General features: G+C 42.1%; 17 protein-coding genes and 1 tRNA gene. 16 read left to right on the top strand and 2 right to left on the bottom strand.

Features of this window, described 5'->3' with window-relative positions:
- The 4 genes from HMPREF9703_RS08360 to pta all read left to right on the top strand — a co-directional run bounded on the left by HMPREF9703_RS08360 (position 1) and on the right by pta (position 4180).
- Positions 1-654, top strand: coding sequence for an L-fuculose-phosphate aldolase (locus tag HMPREF9703_RS08360; RefSeq protein WP_004637021.1), 654 nt, complete (start codon positions 1-3; stop codon positions 652-654).
- 95 nt (positions 655-749) lie between these two features.
- Positions 750-2534: an L-fucose isomerase gene (locus HMPREF9703_RS08355; protein ID WP_004637020.1), complete on the top strand. Its 1785-nt coding sequence runs from the start codon at positions 750-752 to the stop codon at positions 2532-2534.
- Positions 2535-2629: 95 nt separating this feature from the next.
- Positions 2630-3061 (top strand): RbsD/FucU family protein, encoded by a 432-nt coding sequence (locus tag HMPREF9703_RS08350; RefSeq protein ID WP_004637019.1) that lies wholly within the window; start codon positions 2630-2632, stop codon positions 3059-3061.
- 141 nt (positions 3062-3202) lie between these two features.
- Positions 3203-4180, top strand: a complete 978-nt coding sequence (pta, locus tag HMPREF9703_RS08345) for a phosphate acetyltransferase (RefSeq protein WP_004637018.1) — start codon at positions 3203-3205, stop codon at positions 4178-4180.
- A gap of 312 nt (positions 4181-4492) precedes the next feature.
- On the opposite strand, the gene HMPREF9703_RS09010 is transcribed toward pta, so the two are convergent.
- A tRNA-Sec gene (locus tag HMPREF9703_RS09010) sits at positions 4493-4590 on the bottom strand.
- A 280-nt stretch (positions 4591-4870) separates the two neighbouring features.
- On the opposite strand from HMPREF9703_RS09010, the gene HMPREF9703_RS08340 reads away from it, so the two are divergent.
- The 12 genes from HMPREF9703_RS08340 to HMPREF9703_RS08280 all read left to right on the top strand — a co-directional run bounded on the left by HMPREF9703_RS08340 (position 4871) and on the right by HMPREF9703_RS08280 (position 16655).
- A complete protein-coding gene (locus tag HMPREF9703_RS08340) occupies positions 4871-6292 on the top strand; it encodes an alanine/glycine:cation symporter family protein (RefSeq protein ID WP_050815211.1) in 1422 nt (473 codons plus the stop codon).
- 142 nt (positions 6293-6434) lie between these two features.
- On the top strand, positions 6435-6902 hold the full coding sequence (gene grdA / locus HMPREF9703_RS08330; protein ID WP_077862897.1) for a glycine/sarcosine/betaine reductase complex selenoprotein A: 468 nt from the start codon (positions 6435-6437) through the stop codon (positions 6900-6902).
- A 115-nt stretch (positions 6903-7017) separates the two neighbouring features.
- Positions 7018-7977: a thioredoxin-disulfide reductase gene (trxB, locus tag HMPREF9703_RS08325; protein ID WP_004637014.1), complete on the top strand. Its 960-nt coding sequence runs from the start codon at positions 7018-7020 to the stop codon at positions 7975-7977.
- 27 nt (positions 7978-8004) lie between these two features.
- Complete coding sequence (gene trxA / locus HMPREF9703_RS08320) at positions 8005-8331, top strand: thioredoxin TrxA (RefSeq protein ID WP_004637013.1); 327 nt, start codon at positions 8005-8007, stop codon at positions 8329-8331.
- Positions 8332-8484: 153 nt separating this feature from the next.
- Complete coding sequence (grdC, locus tag HMPREF9703_RS08315; RefSeq protein ID WP_004637012.1) at positions 8485-10023, top strand: glycine/sarcosine/betaine reductase complex component C subunit beta; 1539 nt, start codon at positions 8485-8487, stop codon at positions 10021-10023.
- 11 nt (positions 10024-10034) lie between these two features.
- On the top strand, positions 10035-11198 hold the full coding sequence (gene grdD, locus HMPREF9703_RS08310) for a glycine/sarcosine/betaine reductase complex component C subunit alpha (protein ID WP_004637011.1): 1164 nt from the start codon (positions 10035-10037) through the stop codon (positions 11196-11198).
- Between the two features lie 181 nt (positions 11199-11379).
- Complete coding sequence (locus HMPREF9703_RS08305; protein ID WP_004637010.1) at positions 11380-12405, top strand: YeeE/YedE family protein; 1026 nt, start codon at positions 11380-11382, stop codon at positions 12403-12405.
- Between the two features lie 43 nt (positions 12406-12448).
- Entirely contained in the window at positions 12449-12682 is a 234-nt protein-coding gene (locus HMPREF9703_RS08300) for a sulfurtransferase TusA family protein (protein WP_040377135.1), read from the top strand.
- Between the two features lie 112 nt (positions 12683-12794).
- Entirely contained in the window at positions 12795-13709 is a 915-nt protein-coding gene (locus HMPREF9703_RS08295; RefSeq protein ID WP_004637008.1) for a putative selenate ABC transporter substrate-binding protein, read from the top strand.
- A 19-nt stretch (positions 13710-13728) separates the two neighbouring features.
- Positions 13729-14466 (top strand): phosphonate ABC transporter ATP-binding protein, encoded by a 738-nt coding sequence (locus HMPREF9703_RS08290; RefSeq protein ID WP_004637007.1) that lies wholly within the window; start codon positions 13729-13731, stop codon positions 14464-14466.
- A 9-nt stretch (positions 14467-14475) separates the two neighbouring features.
- Positions 14476-16095 (top strand): PhnE/PtxC family ABC transporter permease, encoded by a 1620-nt coding sequence (locus HMPREF9703_RS08285; protein ID WP_004637005.1) that lies wholly within the window; start codon positions 14476-14478, stop codon positions 16093-16095.
- 275 nt (positions 16096-16370) lie between these two features.
- Positions 16371-16655 carry a hypothetical protein gene (locus tag HMPREF9703_RS08280; protein ID WP_040377066.1) on the top strand — a complete coding sequence of 95 codons (285 nt, stop codon included), beginning with the start codon at positions 16371-16373 and terminating at the stop codon, positions 16653-16655.
- Between the two features lie 86 nt (positions 16656-16741).
- Here the strand turns inward: HMPREF9703_RS08280 and grdB are convergent, their stop codons facing one another.
- Positions 16742-18040: a glycine reductase complex selenoprotein B gene (gene grdB, locus HMPREF9703_RS08270; RefSeq protein WP_081476671.1), complete on the bottom strand. Its 1299-nt coding sequence runs from the start codon at positions 18038-18040 to the stop codon at positions 16742-16744.

Below are 18040 nucleotides of genomic sequence, written 5' to 3'. Positions count from 1 at the left end.
ATGTTAATGAAGGAAGCGCGCGATCAGTTAATCGCGTATGGGAAAAAATTAGTTGAAACCAACTTAACTAAAGGGACAGGCGGTAACTTAAGTATCTTTGACCGCGAAGCTGGTCATATGGCTATTACACCGTCTGGGATTGACTTTTTCGAGATTCAACCAGAAGATATTGTGATTATGACGCTTGATGGCGATATTGTAGAAGGGGAGCGGACGCCTTCTAGTGAGTGGGTGATGCATAAGATTTTTTACGAGAATCGCGAAGATATTGATGCAATGATTCATGCCCACACGATGTATGCAACAGTTATGGCGACGTTACGTTGGGACTTGCCACCTTCTCACTATATGGTAGCTGTGGCAGGGAAGAATGTTCGTGTAGCTGACTATGCAACATACGGTACGCCGGAATTGGCAGAGAATGCATATGAAGCGATGAAAGATCGGCGAGCAGTTCTGCTAGCGAATCACGGGATTATTGCTGGGGCACAAGATTTGTTGAATGCTTTCAATATTGTTGAAGAAGTTGAGTACTGTTCAGAGGTGCATATTAAGGCGAAATCTGTAGGAGAGCCGGTTATCTTAGATGATGCAGAGATGACGCATATGCTGGAACGATTTGAAACATACGGTCAACGGAAGGCGAAAGACTAGATCAATCTTACTCAATGAGATAAGTGTGTAAGAGAGAGCACATGAATGACAGGAATCATATAAATGATGCATAAAAAATATAGGAGGAATGAACGATGGGTAAAGGAAGATTTGCTGATAGTTATCCAAAGATTGGAATTCGTCCAACGATTGATGGACGTGAAGGGACACTTTCTGTACGAGCGAGTCTAGAAGAGCAGACCATGAATATGGCGAAGCGCGCAGCAGAGCTTATTCGAAGTGAAGTGAAGTACAGTAATGGTGATCCCGTTGAAGTAGTTGTCTTCGATTCAACGATTGCTCGTGTACCAGAGTCAGCGCGTTGTGAAGAAGAGTTCCGTAAAGAAGGTGTGGATATTACATTAACTGTAACGCCATGCTGGTGCTACGGTTCAGAAACAATGGACATGAATCCACATACGATGAAAGCTGTCTGGGGATTCAACGGAACGGAACGTCCGGGAGCTGTTTATTTAGCCGCTGTTCTTGCTGCGCATGCGCAGAAGGGATTGCCAGCGTTTGGTATCTATGGTCAAGACGTTCAAGATGCAGATGACGAAAGTATTCCAACTGATGTGAAGGAAAAAATTCTACGCTTTGCTCGAGCAGCAGTAGCTGTGAAGACCATGCAAGGAAAATCATACCTACAAATTGGGTCAATGAGTATGGGGATTGCTGGTTCAGCTATGGATTATGACTTATTAGAACAATACTTCGGCCTGCGAGTAGAATCAATTGACATGATTGAGATTATTCGTCGGATGAATGAAGGCATTTATGACGAAGAAGAGTTCAAGCGAGCATTAGAGTGGACACGTAAGAACTGTAAAGAAGGACCAGACCAGACGCCAGAAGGTCACCGCTTCTCAGAAGAAGAAAAAGACGAGCAGTGGGAATTCTCTGTTAAAACAGCGATGATTATCCGTGACTTAATGCAAGGGAATCCGGACTTAGAGAATAAATTCTCTGAAGAGCAATTAGGCCATAATGCAATTGCAAGTGGCTTCCAAGGTCAACGTCAATGGACAGATCACTGGCCAAATGCAGATTTCGCGGAAGCTATCCTAAACTCAACCTTCGACTGGAATGGCACGCGTGAACCGCTTGTGACAGCGACGGAGAATGATATCTTGAACGGGTTAGGTATGGTGTTTAATAACTTGCTGACGAATAAAGCACAGTTATTCAGTGACTTACGTACGTTCTGGTCAACAGATTCAATTAAGCGAGTCGCAGATTACGACTTACAAGATGATATCGCTAAAAAAGCAGATGGTCTAATCTTACTACTCAACTCAGGCTCAAGTGCGTTAGATTATGCGGGAAGTCGAGAAGTGAAACCATTCTACGAGGTAACAGAGGAAGATGTTCAAGACAAGTTGGATGAGACACTCTGGTCACCAGCGAACAAAGGATACTTCCGTGGCGGTGGCTTCTCTTCAAACTTTGTCACAGAGAATAAAATGCCGATGACGATGGTTCGTCTAAATATTGTTAAAGGGGTTGGACCAACGCTTAAGATCATTGAAGGATACTCTGTGGAGCTTCCTGAAGAAGTCAACGACAAGTTGATGGAAAACTCTGATTCAGCATGGCCAACAACTTGGTTCGCGCCACGAGTCAGTGAGCGAGGGAATGCACGCTCAGCATATGAAGTAATGAATAACTGGGGATCTAACCATGCGGCAATCTCACATGGTCACATTGGCGCAGATCTGATTACACTTGCATCTATGTTGCGTATCCCAGTAGCATTGCACAATATTGATGAAGAAAATATTTTCCGTCCTCACTCATGGGTCGAATTTGGTGATGACAAAGAAGGTAGTGACTACCGTGCTTGCCAAGCATATGGTCCATTATACAAGTCTATTCGTTAAGTGGTAGAAAAAGAGAGAGGCTTGCACAGAGCCTCTCTTTTTTAAACAAGATAAGGTGATTAGAGATACAATAATGAATAAAAAGGAGTGTCAATATGTTAAAGAAGATACCACCGATTTTATCCCCAGAGTTAATGAAAGTATTAATGCAGATGGGACACGGCGATGAAATTGTTATTGCAGATGGAAATTTTCCAAGTGCATCACATAATGCGCAAGTGATTGATTGTTCGGGTCATGGTGCCTTAGAGTTGTTGGAAGCAATATTGGAGTTTTTCCCACTCGACACTTATAGTGACGATCAAGCAGTTCTCATGCAAGTTGTAGCAGGAGATGAAGCGAATCAGCCAGAGATTTGGGAAGACTATCATCAGTCATTGCAAGCAAGCCCAGAATATGCGGGTAAGTTAACTCATATCGATCGATTTGATTTTTATGATCGAACGAAAGAGGCATTTGCCGTTATTCAGACGAGCGAGACCGCCTTATATGCAAACTTGTTGCTGAAAAAAGGTGTGGTTAACTAATATTGTTGCCAAACAAACTATTTTAGGTCTATTAGCCCCTTTAGTCGGTCGGGATGGCGGATTAAAGGGGCAATTACTGTATTCTGAGTGAGAATTTTGTTACAATGAAAAGGCAAGATATAAATTGATGGAGGGATAAATTTGGATTTATTCGAAAGTTTAAAACAGAAAGTTAGTGGCAAAGGCATGCGGATTGTCTTCCCAGAAGCGACCGATGCACGAATCTTGAATGCGGTTGTGCGTTTGCACAGTGAAGGCTTAGTTGTTCCTATCTTAATCGGGAATGAAGCAGAGGTGCATAAAGCTGCGGAAAATTACCGCTTTAATTTGGATGGAATCGAGATTCTTGATCCAAAAGATTATGCCGAATTTGATGCGATGGTGGATGCCTTCGTCGAGCGTCGGAATGGGAAAGCAACCGAAGAACAGGCACGTGAGATCTTGACTGATGTGAATTACTTCGGAACAATGCTAGTCTACATGGGTAAGGCAGATGGACTTGTATCTGGAGCGGCTCACTCAACGGCTGATACCGTGCGTCCAGCGCTACAAATCATTAAGACACGCGAAGGAGTATCACGCACATCAGGAGCGTTCATTATGCTGCGTGGTCAAGAGCGTTACTTGTTCGCAGATTGTGCGATTAACCCGAACCCAGATGCACAAGTATTGTCTGAAATTGCGGTAGAAAGTGCGCGTACGGCTGAAATGTTCGATATTGATCCAAAAGTTGCGATGTTGAGCTTCTCTACTAAAGGGTCAGCGTCTGGTGAGCAAGCGGATAAAGTCATCGAAGCGACAAAATTAGCGAAGGAGCAAAATCCTGACTTAGCAATTGATGGAGAATTACAGTTTGATGCAGCCTTTGTAAGTGCAGTAGCGCAGGCAAAAGCTCCAGGCTCAGATGTGGCTGGTCAAGCGAAAGTTTTCGTCTTCCCCGAGTTACAAGCTGGAAATATTGGCTATAAAATTGCACAACGTTTAGGTGGATTTGAGGCAGTGGGTCCAATTTTACAAGGATTGAACCAACCGATCTCTGATCTTTCACGTGGTTGTGTGGAAGAAGATGTCTACAAGACAGCAATTATTACGGCTAACCAAGCATTGATGAGTAAGTAATACGTTAGATAACAGAGAGATGGCATGTCTGCTGAATAGGTAGAGATGCCATCTTTTTTTTTATGGAATCCAAGAGGGGGGGTTCAAGATGGAGCTTGCATGTCTGATTATCATTATGGTATACTTATATTAACTAGAATGAAAGCCTTTTCTTTAAAGGAGAGCAGGGGTTATCAAGCAAAACTAGCTGAATAAGTGGCAAGCCTTACTAGATAAAAGAGTTATGTTTACGCCATGAATGAGGAGATAAAAAAGAGCCCAGCAAGTGCTGGACTCCAACTGTTTAGCACTGCCGAAGCAGCGGTTAATGTCTGGCGGGAATGTGTGAGAATCGAACTCACCCAAGAAGCTCCTAACTCCTCATACTGGTTTTGAAGACCAGAGGGTACACCAGTAGCCCATCCATCCCCATCTACAATAATAGTTTATCAGATAGTGAGCAAGATGTCAAAATAAATAAATGTGATTTAAAAAGAGGATGACTATTGGAAAAAGTCTAAGGATATGGTAATATGTAATTAGTGAATTGATGAGCAAATAAAGTGAATTAAATTAATAGTGAAAGAGGTGCCGTGATGAGACGTTATACAGTATTTTGATCGAGAAAATTCTCATGTAAACTAGGTTAGTTTATTCCGTTCTTTTAGTAGCGTTAAGCATAATGCATAATATGAAAGGATATGAATGAACATGGTGAACTTTGTACAGAGCTTTAATAATGTGTTGTGGAACTATATTCTGTTAATTGTATTGATTGGATGTGGGGTGTATACAACGATTAAGCTGAAATTCCCACAATTTACACGATTATTTCCAGCGATGGCTCAATTGATTCGTGATATTAAGAATGATGTTGAGGTGGAGGAAGGGGAGATGACGCCGTTCCAATCACTCTCGACAGCGGTAGCCGCTCAAGTGGGAACAGGGAATATTATCGGTGTGGCGACAGCAGTGGCGATGGGAGGACCAGGTGCTGCTTTTTGGATGATTATCTCAGGGTTCTTCGGAATGACGGTGATATTCTCTGAGGCAGTCTTAGCCCAAAAATACCGTGGCGAGAGAGCGGGTGAAGTAGTGGGAGGACCAGCCTACTATATTCAAAAAGGGCTTAAAAATAAAAAAGTAAGTAAGTTTTTATCCTACACGTTTGCTGTTTTATGTATTTTTGCCTTGGGTGTCGTGGGGGTTATGGTGCAGTCTAATGCGGTAGTGACTTCCTTCAGAGATTCACTGGGAATTAATCCACTTATTTCAGCAGTGGTGCTGGTCGGGATAGTAAGTGGTGTTATTCTTGGTGGAGCGAACCGTATTGGTAAGTTTACAGAGATGATTGTTCCAACGATGGCAGTATTGTATATTTTAGGTGGGTTAATTACGGTTGTATTGAATATCGATTTGTTAATTCCAGTGCTTCGCGATATTGTGGTGGGGGCGTTTAAACCGGAAGCAATTTATGGTGGAGCGCTCGGAATTGGAATGCAGACAGCGATTCGTTTTGGGTTGGCACGCGGATTGTTCTCTAACGAGGCAGGGATGGGTTCAACTCCACACTCACATGCAATCGCAAAAACTGACCACCCTGTGAAGCAAGGATTTATTGCGATGATTGGTGTTTTTATGAGTACATTTGTTATTTGTTTAACAACGGTCATGATGAACTTAATGTCTGGGAGTTATGGACAGTATGTCAATGGTGAGATTAACCAGATTATTATGACGCAAACAGGTTTCTCCAATGTATTCGGACAGCTAGGTGGACCGTTCTTGTCGATTGCGTTGGCGTTCTTCTCGTTGACCACAATTGTAGGATGGAGCTTTTTCGCCGAAGCAAATGTGAAGTTCATCACTAGTAATAAATGGGTGTTGCGTGTGTTCCGCCTTATTGTTTTTGGTGCGCTGTTCGCTGGTCAATATATTAGTGGTGAGTTTGTCTGGGAATTAGCAGATATGGCAATGGGAATGATGGCACTGCCTAACATTATAGCGCTCTTCTTCTTAACCAAAGATGTCGTAGAAGTATATAACGACTACAAGTATAAGGAGAAGAATGGGTTGGAGTTAACGTATGATTACAATATCACAATCAACCCTGATACGAAGACGCTGGGTTAAAAATGATTAAACGGTTTCTTTGTTGCGAATAAAAGTTTTTTGTAGATAAAAAGGGTTATGGTTGACATGGATATTTCATGTGATATAATGAACCTAACAAGTGAAAAGCTTGTAAAAAAATAAAGATATTGGAGGGATAACAATGAGCTTAGAGAATAAAAAAGTTGTTGTTATTGGAGACCGTGATGGAATTCCCGGTCAAGCAATTGAAGCTTGTTTAGAAGATACAAGCGCTGAGGTTATCTTTTCTTCTACGGAGTGTTTTGTCTGAACGGCCGCGGGAGCGATGGATTTGGAAAATCAACGTAGAGTTAAAGATGCCGCGGAAAAATATGGAGAAGAGAATGTTGTTGTGATATTAGGTGGTGCCGAGGCAGAAGCTGCTGGGTTAGCCGCTGAGACCGTCTCGAACGGGGATCCAACGTATGCTGGACCATTAACAAATGTTCAGCTAGGATTAGCTGTCTATCACGCATTAGAAGATGAGTTCAAGACATTTGTTGATGAGAGTATCTACGAGGATCAAATTGGGATGATGGAGATGATCCTAGAAGTCGATGAGATTAAAGAGGAAATGTCCACTATCCGATCACAATTTAGTAAATACTAACAATTGACACCAATATAAAAATGATACACTAACAGGCGCTGGTGTCTACTTTAGACACTGGCGCTTATTTATTTAAGAAGTTAAGTTAAAAAATTAACAAGAAAAAGGTGATACGATGACTGAGATTTATGATGTGCTCATTATCGGTGGGGGGCCAGCTGGATTGACAGCGGCACTCTACAACGCACGAGCTAACTTAAAAACAATCGTCCTAGAGAAGAAAAAATTGGGCGGCCAAATTACGTTAACACATGAAATCGCTAACTATCCTGGAGCTGTTCTCGGTGAAGGTGATGAACCCACTGGACCAGAGTTAATGGATCGTATGGTACAACAAGCAGAAAAATATGGAGCTGAGCTTGTAGTGGGTAAGACTGTTGTTAATTTCGACACTGAGGGTGATATTAAGACGGTTCGCACGAAAGATGGCACAGAATATCAGACGCGTGCAATTATTATTGCGAGTGGAGCGGTGCCACGAAAAATTGGTTGTCCGGGTGAAGATGAATTAAGCGGGAAAGGCGTATCCTATTGTGCAACATGTGATGGGGCGTTCTTCGAAGATATGGAAGTATATGTCGTTGGTGGTGGGAACTCTGCCGTAGAAGAGGCGACTTTCTTGGCAACAATGGCCCGTAAAGTAACTATTATCCAAAACTTGGATAAACTAACTGCCACTCCAATTGCAATCGATCAATTAGATAAATGTGATAATGTCGATATTATCTACAATAGTGTGGTAACTGAGATTAAAGGAGACGGCTTGGTGGAAGGGATGACCATCAAGAATACTGAAACTGAGGAAACAACTGAGTTTGAAGCAGCAGAAGAAGATGGTACATTTGGTGTCTTCGTCTTTATCGGTTATATCCCTGAGTCCGACATTTATGAAGAGTTAGTGGACTTGGATGAGTGGGGATATGTGGAGTCAGATGAAGCGATGAAGACAAACGTTCTAGGTGTTTTCGTAGCTGGGGATATTCGACCAAAAGACTTACGCCAAGTCATTACAGCAGCTGGCGATGGAGCAACAGCTGCTCACTCAGCCCAAAAATATGTTGAACATCACAGATAATAGATAACTTTAAAATGGAGGAGAATGATGATGTTAGAATTAAACTTAGACAATTTTGATCAAGAAGTAGTAGAAGCAGATGGGAAAGTATTAGTTGACTGGTGGGGCGAGAGCTGTACAGACTGTATTGCCTTAATGCCAACTGTTGAGAAGATGGCTGAAAAATACGGAGATGACTTAAAGTTCACAAAATTTAACACCTCACAAAAAGGTGTCCGTCGTTTCTGCATCAAGCACCGTATCTTAGGCTTGCCGGTTATTAGTATCTATGAAAACGGCGAAAAAGTCGATGAATTGACGAAAGAAGAAATGGATGAAGCAGCGATCGAAGCATTCGTGAAAAAGCATATTTAAAACACGATGTCATCTAACAATAGAGGCAAGTTCCCAACCGCTACTTGAAGAGTTAAGTTTATTCTTTTCGTAAGCGGTTGTGGGAACTTGTTAAAATGTTAAGTTAACTTTTTCACGAAATGAATCGGATGAGAAAAGTAAAGGAGCAGTTTTATGAGCTTTGCTAATTTGAAAGCAGCAAGTTATGTATTGGTGCATACACCGGATATGGTGATTCATAATGGAACGACCCAGACACAAGAGCGGGCAGCCAATCCTGAGAGTGATTATCTGAAGCAATTACCCAATCACTTAAGAAGTTATGAAGAAGTCGTTAATTATGCCCCAAACCAGACGTATATCGGGAATACTCATCATAGTGAGCTAAAAGATGTTCAAACACCTTGGTACGAACACCCAATCGAAGGGAAACGCTACAGTAACCGGGGCGAGATTATGCCTCAGAAAGAGTTTTATGGCTTACTGTCTCTTGTGGATGTGTTTGATCTTGTTTATTTAGAAGAGAGCTATGCGGAAGAAGTGCGGGAGATTCTAGCAGAAAGTGACTTGTTCAAGGATGATGTAGACAAGATTAAGAAGACGGAATCGGCAGAGTGGCTACAAAAACAGATTGATGAGAATGAAGCAGAAGGGCTCTATGAAGGGGAGCAGCTTGTTGGGGTTGTTACTCGAGCACATGATTCAGATGAGAACTTATCTGCTCATATTATGTTAGAGAACTTAGTCAGCAAGGCAAGCGGTATTCTGTCTGTTCGTCACTTGTTGAAAGATAATGATATTGATCCAGCAGAAATTGACTACGTGATTGAATGTTCTGAAGAGGCAGTGGGTGACATTAACCAACGTGGAGGCGGAAACTTGGCAAAAGCGATCGCTGAATTATCTGGCTTGCCGAATGCCAATGGATCAGACTTGCGTGGATTCTGTGCGGCACCAACGCACGCACTAGTTACAGCGGCCTCTCACGTAAAAGCAGAAACGTTCAAAAATGTTATTGTTGTGGCAGGTGGATCAACAGCGAAATTAGGAATGAATGGTAAGAGCCATATTGGTAAAGAGATGCCAGTCTTAGAAGATGCTCTAGCGGGTGTTGCGTTCTTAGTTGGTCAAGATGATGGTCATTCACCTGTGATCCGTACTGATTATATTGGGCGTCATACTGTATCTAGTGGTTCTAGCCCACAAGCGGTTACCCAAGCTTTAATCGGTTCAGCCTTGGATAAAGCGGATATCACGGTTGAAGGAATCGATGCGTACTCTGTTGAGATGCAGAACCCTGATATTACAAAACCTGCTGGCGCGGGTGATGTGCCAACAGCGAACTTGAAGATGATCGGTGCAATCGGTGTGATGCGTAAAGAGATTGACCGAAAAGAGTTACCAACCTTCGTATCAGAGAAGTTAATTCCAGGTTGGGCGCCGACACAAGGTCATATTCCAAGTGGTGTACCATACCTTGGCTTTGCGATCGATGACTTGACAACAGGTGACTTCAATAGAGCCATGATTGTCGGGAAAGGATCACTCTTCTTAGGACGTATGACCAACTTATTCGATGGGATTTCCGTTATTTTAGAACGAAATGATGGTAAAGGTGCTGAAGACAACACAAGTGCGGATACAAAAGAGTTAGTCCGTTCTGAAGTGGCTCAAGCCTTACGTGAATTTGCCCAGAACTTCAAGGTAGAGTAAGGAGGGATAATGTGTCTAATGCAGAGATTAAACAAACGATAAGTGATGTATTTGAGGAATTAGCCACTGCACTGGAGACCGGTGCGATGGGTCCAAACATAAAAATTGCACTGACGATTAACGGAAGTGAACATGGCTATGATGTGATGAAGGAAGCTGCCGAAAAAGCTCGGGCAAAGGAATTGTTCGAAGTGGTTCTAATCGGTGAAGAGCAAGACTGGATAGCTGATTATGAGTTCTATGAAGCAACCAGCGAAGAGGAAGTCGAAGCAACATTAGACCGCCTACTCGATGAAGATGTGGTGCAAGGGGGCGTGACACTTCATCATGCCTTCCCGATTGGTGTATCGACAGTGGGACGTATCTTTGCCCCTGCGACCAATCGTGATGTCTTTATTGCAACAACAACCGGAACAACGGCTACTGTGCGCAATCAAGCGTTAGTATTAAATACCATTAATGGGATCATTGCAGCGAAAGCAGCGGGCATTGAAGAGCCAACTGTTGGTGTCTTGAATGTTGATGGAGCGAACACAACTGAACGTGCCTTGAAAGCATTGGCTGATAATGGGTATGAGATCACATTTGGTCAGTCCATTCGAGCAGATGGGGGCAGTGTCTTACGTGGAAATGACTTGCTGGTGGGAAGTACCGATGTTATTGTAACCGACAGTTTAACGGGAAATATCTTGATGAAGTTATTCAGTGCGTATAATACTGGCGGGCGAGTGGAAGCAACGGGCTATGGTTATGGACCAGGTATTGGTGAAGGCTTCGATAAGAATATTCATATTGTTTCTCGAGCAAGTGGAGCAGCGGTGATTGCCAACGCGATGGAATATGCTTATCAAGTGGCAAAAGGTGGGCTTGTACAAGTCAGTCAGGCAGAGTACGAAAAAGCCCATAAAGCTAAATTAGGAGATATTCTAGAAGGTTTAACGCCAAAAGAAAAAGCTGCAACGAGTGATGAGACAGTTGAGATGCCAGAGAAAGAAGTGGTGACTGAATCGATCAGTGGTATTGATGTGCTCGATTTAGACTTGGCCGTCGAACTCTTGTGGAAAGCGGATATCTATGCAGAGAGCGGAATGGGTTGTGCAGGGCCAATCGTCTTAGTCAGTGAAGCAAATGTGGCTAAGGCCCGTGATATAATGCAAGCAGAAGGGTTAGTCTAACATAACAATGTATGATACGTTCTCAATGATGAAACGTTAACTTCTATTTTAATAAAGTAATGAGGCGAGCGTACAGAAGATAGATTGCCTACGTCTCGCCTCTACTACTTATACATAGTTAGGAAGGAGGCTAAAGCTAACATATTATTGTGAAATAAGTAACTAAATAGGAGGAGTTTATATGAGCGTTGCTATAATTTATCCGATTATCATTGGTTTTTTACTTGGATTTATGTTGAAGCGAGCCCGATTTTGTTTTACAGGAACTTTGCGAGATATTTATTTAGAGCATCGATTCGAAAATATTTGGATTTTTTTAACGATGATATTTGTTCAAGCGATTATTTATTTTACGCTCGTTAATTTTGACTTCATTCCGGCACCAGAAGCCGATAGCTTTTCGCTATTTAATGTAGCATTAGGGAGTTTATTATTTGGTTTTGGTGCAGTAGTCGCGAATGGTTGTTGTGGGATTGCATTAGTGAAACTTGGAGATGGACGCTTGACGGGATGGATGACGTTCTTCGGTTTTGTTCTCACGGCGGCCGCTGCAAAGCAAGGGATGATCCATCCTATATCAGAGCGATTAAGTGATATTGCTGTGGTTGAAACACCCGCGGCAACAGATTGGTTCTCATTCTCACCCATTATTTTAGCGGTGATTGGAGCAGGTGTAGCGATTGGACGGATGTATAAGAAGAAAAAAGAACGGCCTACTCCAGTGACATTACCTCCAGAGTATTCAGGTTTTCGTCACTTATTCTTCGAGAAAATATGGTCTAAAGAAGCAGTAGCGATTTTAATTGGAGTATTAGCAGGTATTGCTTGGTTATCAAGTAATACAGCCGGACGCAATGGAGGATTTGGGATTACAACGCCAATGATTTCCTGGCTCAACTTATGGATTGGTCATGAAGCCAATATTAATTGGACAAGCTACTTCATCGTAGGAGTAGTTGTTGGATCGCTCATCGCAACTTGGGGTAGCCAAGAATTCTCATTCAAGGGAACCAATGGCAAGAACTTAATGCGTGCATTTGGTGGCGGTGCGTTAATGGGCGTTGGCGCAATTTGGGCGAAAGGATGCATTATTGGGAATGGCCTAGTTGGAACAGCAACATTATCCCTAAAAGCATGGTGGGGATTATTGTTCATCGTTATTGGTGTTTGGTCAGGAGCAAGACTATTTTATAAACAATCTGTTTAATGTGTTATTTACTTATTGAATATTCTTAAAGGAGAGGGTTATGATGACAAACCAAGACATAATTACATTAGATTCTAAAGGAAAAGACTGTCCACAACCGTTGATTGAGTTGAAAGAAGTAGTGGCAACAGCCGAATCAGGCCAAATTATTGAACATGAATTCACTTGTCCCGAAGCGACAACAACTATTCCTAATTATGCAGCAGAGGAAGGATTAGAGGTTGTTAAATTTGAAAAATTAGGTACAGAAGGATGGAAAATTGTTCTAAAAAAGTAAGGAATTAAATGTTGAGTTTATGTGATCTATAAGGGCAGTGTGAGTTCGCATGATGTACTCACACTGTTTTTATGCTAATATGAAAATATAAAAAATAAATGGAGGAATTTGGATGAAGAAATTAATGAAGGTTATGATGGGGATGCTGGCAGTTATCATGTTAGGTGCTTGTGCGGATAAAGGTAGTGAGTCAGCTGATACGACAGAGGCAGAAGCTCCTACAACCGAAACAGATAAAACATTTAAGATAGGTGCGATTCCGGACTTCAATGCGACAGAATTGAATGATGCCTTTGGTGATTTTGCTGAATATTTGAGTGCGGAGACGGGACTTGATGTTGAATTCGTTCCGACACCAGACTATGCAGCATTAGTAACAGGCTTCGAACGTGGTGAGATTGATATGGGCTGGTTCGGTGGTTTAACCGGTGTGCAAGTCATGAATGCTGTACCGGAAGCAGAAGCTATTGCACAACGACCACAAGATGCAGAGTTTCAGTCTGTCTTTATTAAGCATGCTGATGTAGAGGATGTAGCTGAACTTACGGATATTGTTGATCATACATTTACTTTTGGGAGTGAGAGTTCGACTTCAGGGCACTTAATGCCACGATTCTTTATGACTGAAGCGGGTATCAATCCAGATGAAGATCTGACGGACAAACCAAATTATTCAGGTTCCCATGACCGAACGTACAAATTAGTCGAGTCAGGTGCCTTCCAAATCGGTGTTGTAAATATGCAATATTGGGATCAAGCAGTGGCTGATGGGGAAGTGGATGACAGTTTAGCGGTTGAATTTTACCGTACGCCAGAATATTTTGACTACAACTGGACCATTAACAATGTCGATGCTAAATTCGGTGAAGGGACCAAGGAAAAAGTAAAAGATGTATTGTTAGCCATGAAAAAAGGTGATAGTAAAGTCATGGAATTGCTCAGTGCGGATGAATTTATCGAAACAGAAAATGCAAACTACGATTCAATTAAAGAAGTTGCTACTGAATTGAATATGTTGAATAATTAAGCAAGGGGATAGAGAAAAGATGGCTCAGCCTATATTACAAGTTAATCAGCTGGTAAAACAATTCAGTCACCAAACCGTGCTTGATGGACTCTCGTTTTCGATTTATCCGCAAGAAAAAGTTGCCATTATTGGATCGAGTGGCTCGGGAAAGACAACACTGATGTCACTTCTGATGAAGTTGAAGCAACCTGATAGTGGTGAAATCATGATTCAATTGCAGTCAATTAAGGAGTACACGCAGCGAAAAATCTATGCACAAAAAATTGGTATGTTAAATCAACAGTATGATTTAATTGAAGAACTGCCGGTGCTACAAAATGTGCTCTGTGGTCATCTTAACGACTGGTCCTTTACGAAGGCGTTGAAGTCATTTATTCGTCCAAAAGATACAACAGTGGCGTTACAAGCGCTAGAGCAAGTAGGATTGGAAGAGAAGGCAGCGCAATTAACGTATCATTTATCCGGCGGGGAGAAGCAACGTGTTGCACTAGCTCGCTTGTTAGTTCAGCAGCCGACTATTGTATTAGTAGATGAGCCAACTTCTTCATTGGATCCTGCCCGGTCGCATGATATTTTGTCACTGATTACACGCTTGACAGAAGAGCAGAATCAGACTTTAATCGCTAGTATGCACTCGATTGAGTATGTGAAGCAATATTTTGATCGAGTGATTGGGATTAAAGATGGCCAGATTTGCTTTGATGGACCGACGATGGAGTTGACCCAAGATGCAATTAATCAGATTTATGAGCTATAAGGAGCACTTATGGATAATAATGTAACAATGAACCATCGAAATAGTCATGTGTTCATTACACTGCTTTTGGTCTTTATGACGAGTTTATTTTTTGTTGACTGGCATGGGGGTGTTATGCATACAGGTGGTGGAGCGATTCTTCGACAAATTGGGTCAGGGTTGGTTAATATTGATCTTCGTGCGAGTGTATTGCTGACAGCACTACATGCATCACTGGAGACAGCTATTTATGCACTTATTTCAGTCTCAACGGCGACTGTTTTTGGCTTGATTTTAGGTGTGCTTGCGTCAGGGTTAATGATTAAGAATCAGTCAGTTGTTGTCGCATTCCGTGGCTTTTTAGGGTGGTTTCGGGCAGTGCATGAGTTAGTTTGGGCGTGGTTATTCGTGGCAGCCGTAGGGTTTAATCCATTAGGGGCTATTATTGCTTTGACCATTGCTTATGCAGGCGACTTGGGTAAGATTTATGCTGATTTTTTAATTGAGGTGGATCAGCGTAAAATTAATGCTTTGAAAGCATCAGGGGCGAGTCAATTAGAATGTTTGCTATATGGCTACTTCCCCAGTGCGTTTCCTGATATGATGAGTTATACGGTTTATCGTCTGGAGTGTGCGATTCGTTCAACAACGGTGCTTAGTTTTGTTGGATTAGGCGGTTTAGGATCCTATGTCATTCTTACGGTACAGGATTTAGCGTATGAACAGATGTGGGTATATGTGATCTGTTTGATTCTGATGGTCATCGGAATGAATCGACTCGGTGATTTATTTCAACAACAGATGATGTTAGGTGTATCGAAGCGTCGGCGAGCGCTTGTGGTGCTATTGCTAAGTATTATAGGATCGTGGATCTATATTATCTTCGTTGATCAGGCGACTATTCAAGAGTTGCTGAAGTATTCCAATGCCGACTATGTTAAAGTGTTCTTCGGTCGTTTATTTGGATTGGATAGTACTCAGCCGGCCTTTTTTGACTGGACGATGTGGCAGGAGGCGGGTCGTTTATCGTTAGAGACAATTGTGATGAGTGTGGTAGCACTTGGTTTAGCTGTTATTCCGTTATTTATTTGGTTAATTTTAGGCAGTTGGCATATTTTTGCCCAGATGCGAGGCGAGCATTCTTGGATGGGGCAGTTGATTTATGGTTTGCAGCGAGGGTTATTTTTAGTGACTCGATCGGTGCCAGAGTTGCTGTGGGCGATTATCTTAGTCTTTATCGTGAAGCCGGGCACTCTACCAGGAGCAGTTGCTTTGGCGTTGCATAACTTTGGTGTGTTAGGTCACTTGACGATACAATTAATTAAGAATATGGATCAACGAGCGCTTAATCATTTGCAGACAAATGGTGCAGATAACAAGCTGATTTTTGTGTATGGGATTCTTCCACAGCTCATTCCTCAATTTTTGAATTATATTTTATTTAGATGGGAGCATATTATTCGAGCGTCGATGATTGTTGGGTTTGTTGGAGCAGGCGGTTTGGGTCAGGCTTTCCGACTAGCAATGTCCTATCAAAATTATTCAGAAGTGATGCTCTATATTATGTGCTATATTTTGCTTGTGTATGTGACGGATATCCTTTCTAAATATGCACGAGATTATATTCGTGTTCGGGGGCGAGCAGAGTAGGGGCAACTATTTAGTTAGAAATATAAATTATACAACTATCAAAAACCTAAAGATAAATAAGTTCTATAACTTTTGGTGTTGGGGAGATTTTTCCTCGCTAGCACCTTATCCGCTAAGTGAATATGACTAAAAGTAAACGAAAAGCAGTGTGAGTTCGCATGATGTACTCAAGCTGTTTTTATGCTAACATGATAATATAAAAATAGTTGGGGGAATTGAGAATGAAAAAGTTCCTTCCTATCATAGGAATAGTTTTATATTTTGGAGTTGTCTTTATGGGGTTTTTCTTTAAGTTATCACCTGTTCTTTTAATGATTATTTTAATCTTTAATTTAATCATAGAGATATTTGTTACTGAACAGGCTAGTTACATTTCAAAAGATCAATTAGTTGCAACCGTTCTATGTGTTTTAATTATATTAATCTTAGGGAGTATCCAATCGATAGCGGAAATTTCAGAATCTTCCTTTATCTCCAATATGAGTAGTATTGAAGCAGTTTATCTCTATTCAGGATTGTTATTTGCTGGGAAAATAATTCACTATGTAAAACAACGGTAGCTATTCTAAGTTGAAGAGCCCAAAAAATTCAAGAAAAACATAAAAGAGGCCAGTTGCTGGCCTCTTTTGATTTAGCATGCACTTTTTTATTCGAAGACGGTTTGGGCGCTGATGTCTGTTTGTAGGGCATCGAGTGCTTTGTCGACGAGTTTGCTACGCAATTTGTATTCTTCTTTGGCGTCTAGGCTCGGATTGCCGAGTGGGTGTGGAATCGCAATAGTTGGTACGATTCGGTTGGCCCCAACTGTTTTGGAGATAGGGACAACGGTACACATGTGAACGACTGGGATACCTGTTTTTTCGATTTCTTTTACCATTGTTGCTCCGCAACGTGTGCAGGTACCTCAAGTGGATGTTAGAATAACAGCATCGACGCCGTTCGTCTTGAGTTCTTCGGCAATTTCGGAAGCGAAATTCTTCGCACTAGCCACGGCGGTTCCGTTCCCGGTTGTGGTGTAGAAGTAGTCAAATAGTTTGCCAATGACACCTTCTTTTTCTTTTTCGCGTAAGACATCAACAGGTAGAACGCGGTCAGAGTCTTCGTTGGCAAAACTTGGATCATAACCACCGTGTGCGGTTTCGTGTGTGTCTTCTGTTAAGTCAGAGAAGTCGCTGATATCGTATTTACCGTATTTAGAAGCACTTGATGACTCGATGTGATCTGGGTTGCCTTTTGGTACGATACCACCTGATGTGACGAGAGCAATCTTCGCATTAGCGAGATCCTTAATAGCGTCACCGGGATCGACATTATCGAATTCAGGCATTGGATATTCAGTCTCGAAGTCTTCTTTGTTTAGTTTTTTCACAAGCATCTCAACGGCACGGGTAGATCCACGGTGCTCAGCTTGGAAGTTTTTACGGTAACGAGTGAAGTAGCCATCTTGACTTGGGCTGACTTCCTCATCAGCTAATAGTTTTTTCACTAAGTTAGCAATCGCTGGGACGGCTTTGCGCATGGATGCAGCAGAAGAGCCGACTTCAACGATGTATGGTGTTTGACGGTAAATGTCCACACCAGGGTTTTCTTCATACATCCCGGTAACGGCTGGAATGTTTAACTCCTTCATAACTGCTTCACTAACGGCACCGGCAGCCATTCCGTAACGACCAGCGTTAAAGGCAGGTCCAGCGATGACGAGATCAGGTTCGAATGACTTAATCATGTCCATGACGGTCGATAAGGCATCCTCATTCTCATTGAAATAACTGTCACCACAGACAACGGTTCCTACAACGTCAGCTGTACTACCGAGAGCGCCATTGAAGGCTTGTCCCGGTCCAACAGGGCCATCTTTTTTAAAGGGTTCTGTATTTGCTTTTTCTTCGCCACCAATACCAGCGTAGAACTGGTTAATATAGTGGACTATTTTGTAATTACTCAT

It is taken from the genome of Dolosigranulum pigrum ATCC 51524, from assembly GCF_000245815.1.
Taxonomy (GTDB): domain Bacteria; phylum Bacillota; class Bacilli; order Lactobacillales; family Carnobacteriaceae_A; genus Dolosigranulum; species Dolosigranulum pigrum.
This window is presented reverse-complemented; position numbering and strand designations above follow the sequence as displayed.

Coding starts and splice junctions, on each gene's coding strand:
- HMPREF9703_RS08360 (WP_004637021.1), top strand. CDS start 1: ATGTTAATGAAGGAAGCGCGCGATCAGTTAATCGCGTATGGGAAAAAA.
- HMPREF9703_RS08355 (WP_004637020.1), top strand. CDS start 750: ATGGGTAAAGGAAGATTTGCTGATAGTTATCCAAAGATTGGAATTCGT.
- HMPREF9703_RS08350 (WP_004637019.1), top strand. CDS start 2,630: ATGTTAAAGAAGATACCACCGATTTTATCCCCAGAGTTAATGAAAGTA.
- HMPREF9703_RS08340 (WP_050815211.1), top strand. CDS start 4,871: ATGGTGAACTTTGTACAGAGCTTTAATAATGTGTTGTGGAACTATATT.
- trxB (WP_004637014.1), top strand. CDS start 7,018: ATGACTGAGATTTATGATGTGCTCATTATCGGTGGGGGGCCAGCTGGA.
- trxA (WP_004637013.1), top strand. CDS start 8,005: ATGATGTTAGAATTAAACTTAGACAATTTTGATCAAGAAGTAGTAGAA.
- grdC (WP_004637012.1), top strand. CDS start 8,485: ATGAGCTTTGCTAATTTGAAAGCAGCAAGTTATGTATTGGTGCATACA.
- HMPREF9703_RS08305 (WP_004637010.1), top strand. CDS start 11,380: ATGAGCGTTGCTATAATTTATCCGATTATCATTGGTTTTTTACTTGGA.
- HMPREF9703_RS08300 (WP_040377135.1), top strand. CDS start 12,449: ATGACAAACCAAGACATAATTACATTAGATTCTAAAGGAAAAGACTGT.
- HMPREF9703_RS08295 (WP_004637008.1), top strand. CDS start 12,795: ATGAAGAAATTAATGAAGGTTATGATGGGGATGCTGGCAGTTATCATG.
- HMPREF9703_RS08290 (WP_004637007.1), top strand. CDS start 13,729: ATGGCTCAGCCTATATTACAAGTTAATCAGCTGGTAAAACAATTCAGT.
- HMPREF9703_RS08285 (WP_004637005.1), top strand. CDS start 14,476: ATGGATAATAATGTAACAATGAACCATCGAAATAGTCATGTGTTCATT.
- HMPREF9703_RS08280 (WP_040377066.1), top strand. CDS start 16,371: ATGGGGTTTTTCTTTAAGTTATCACCTGTTCTTTTAATGATTATTTTA.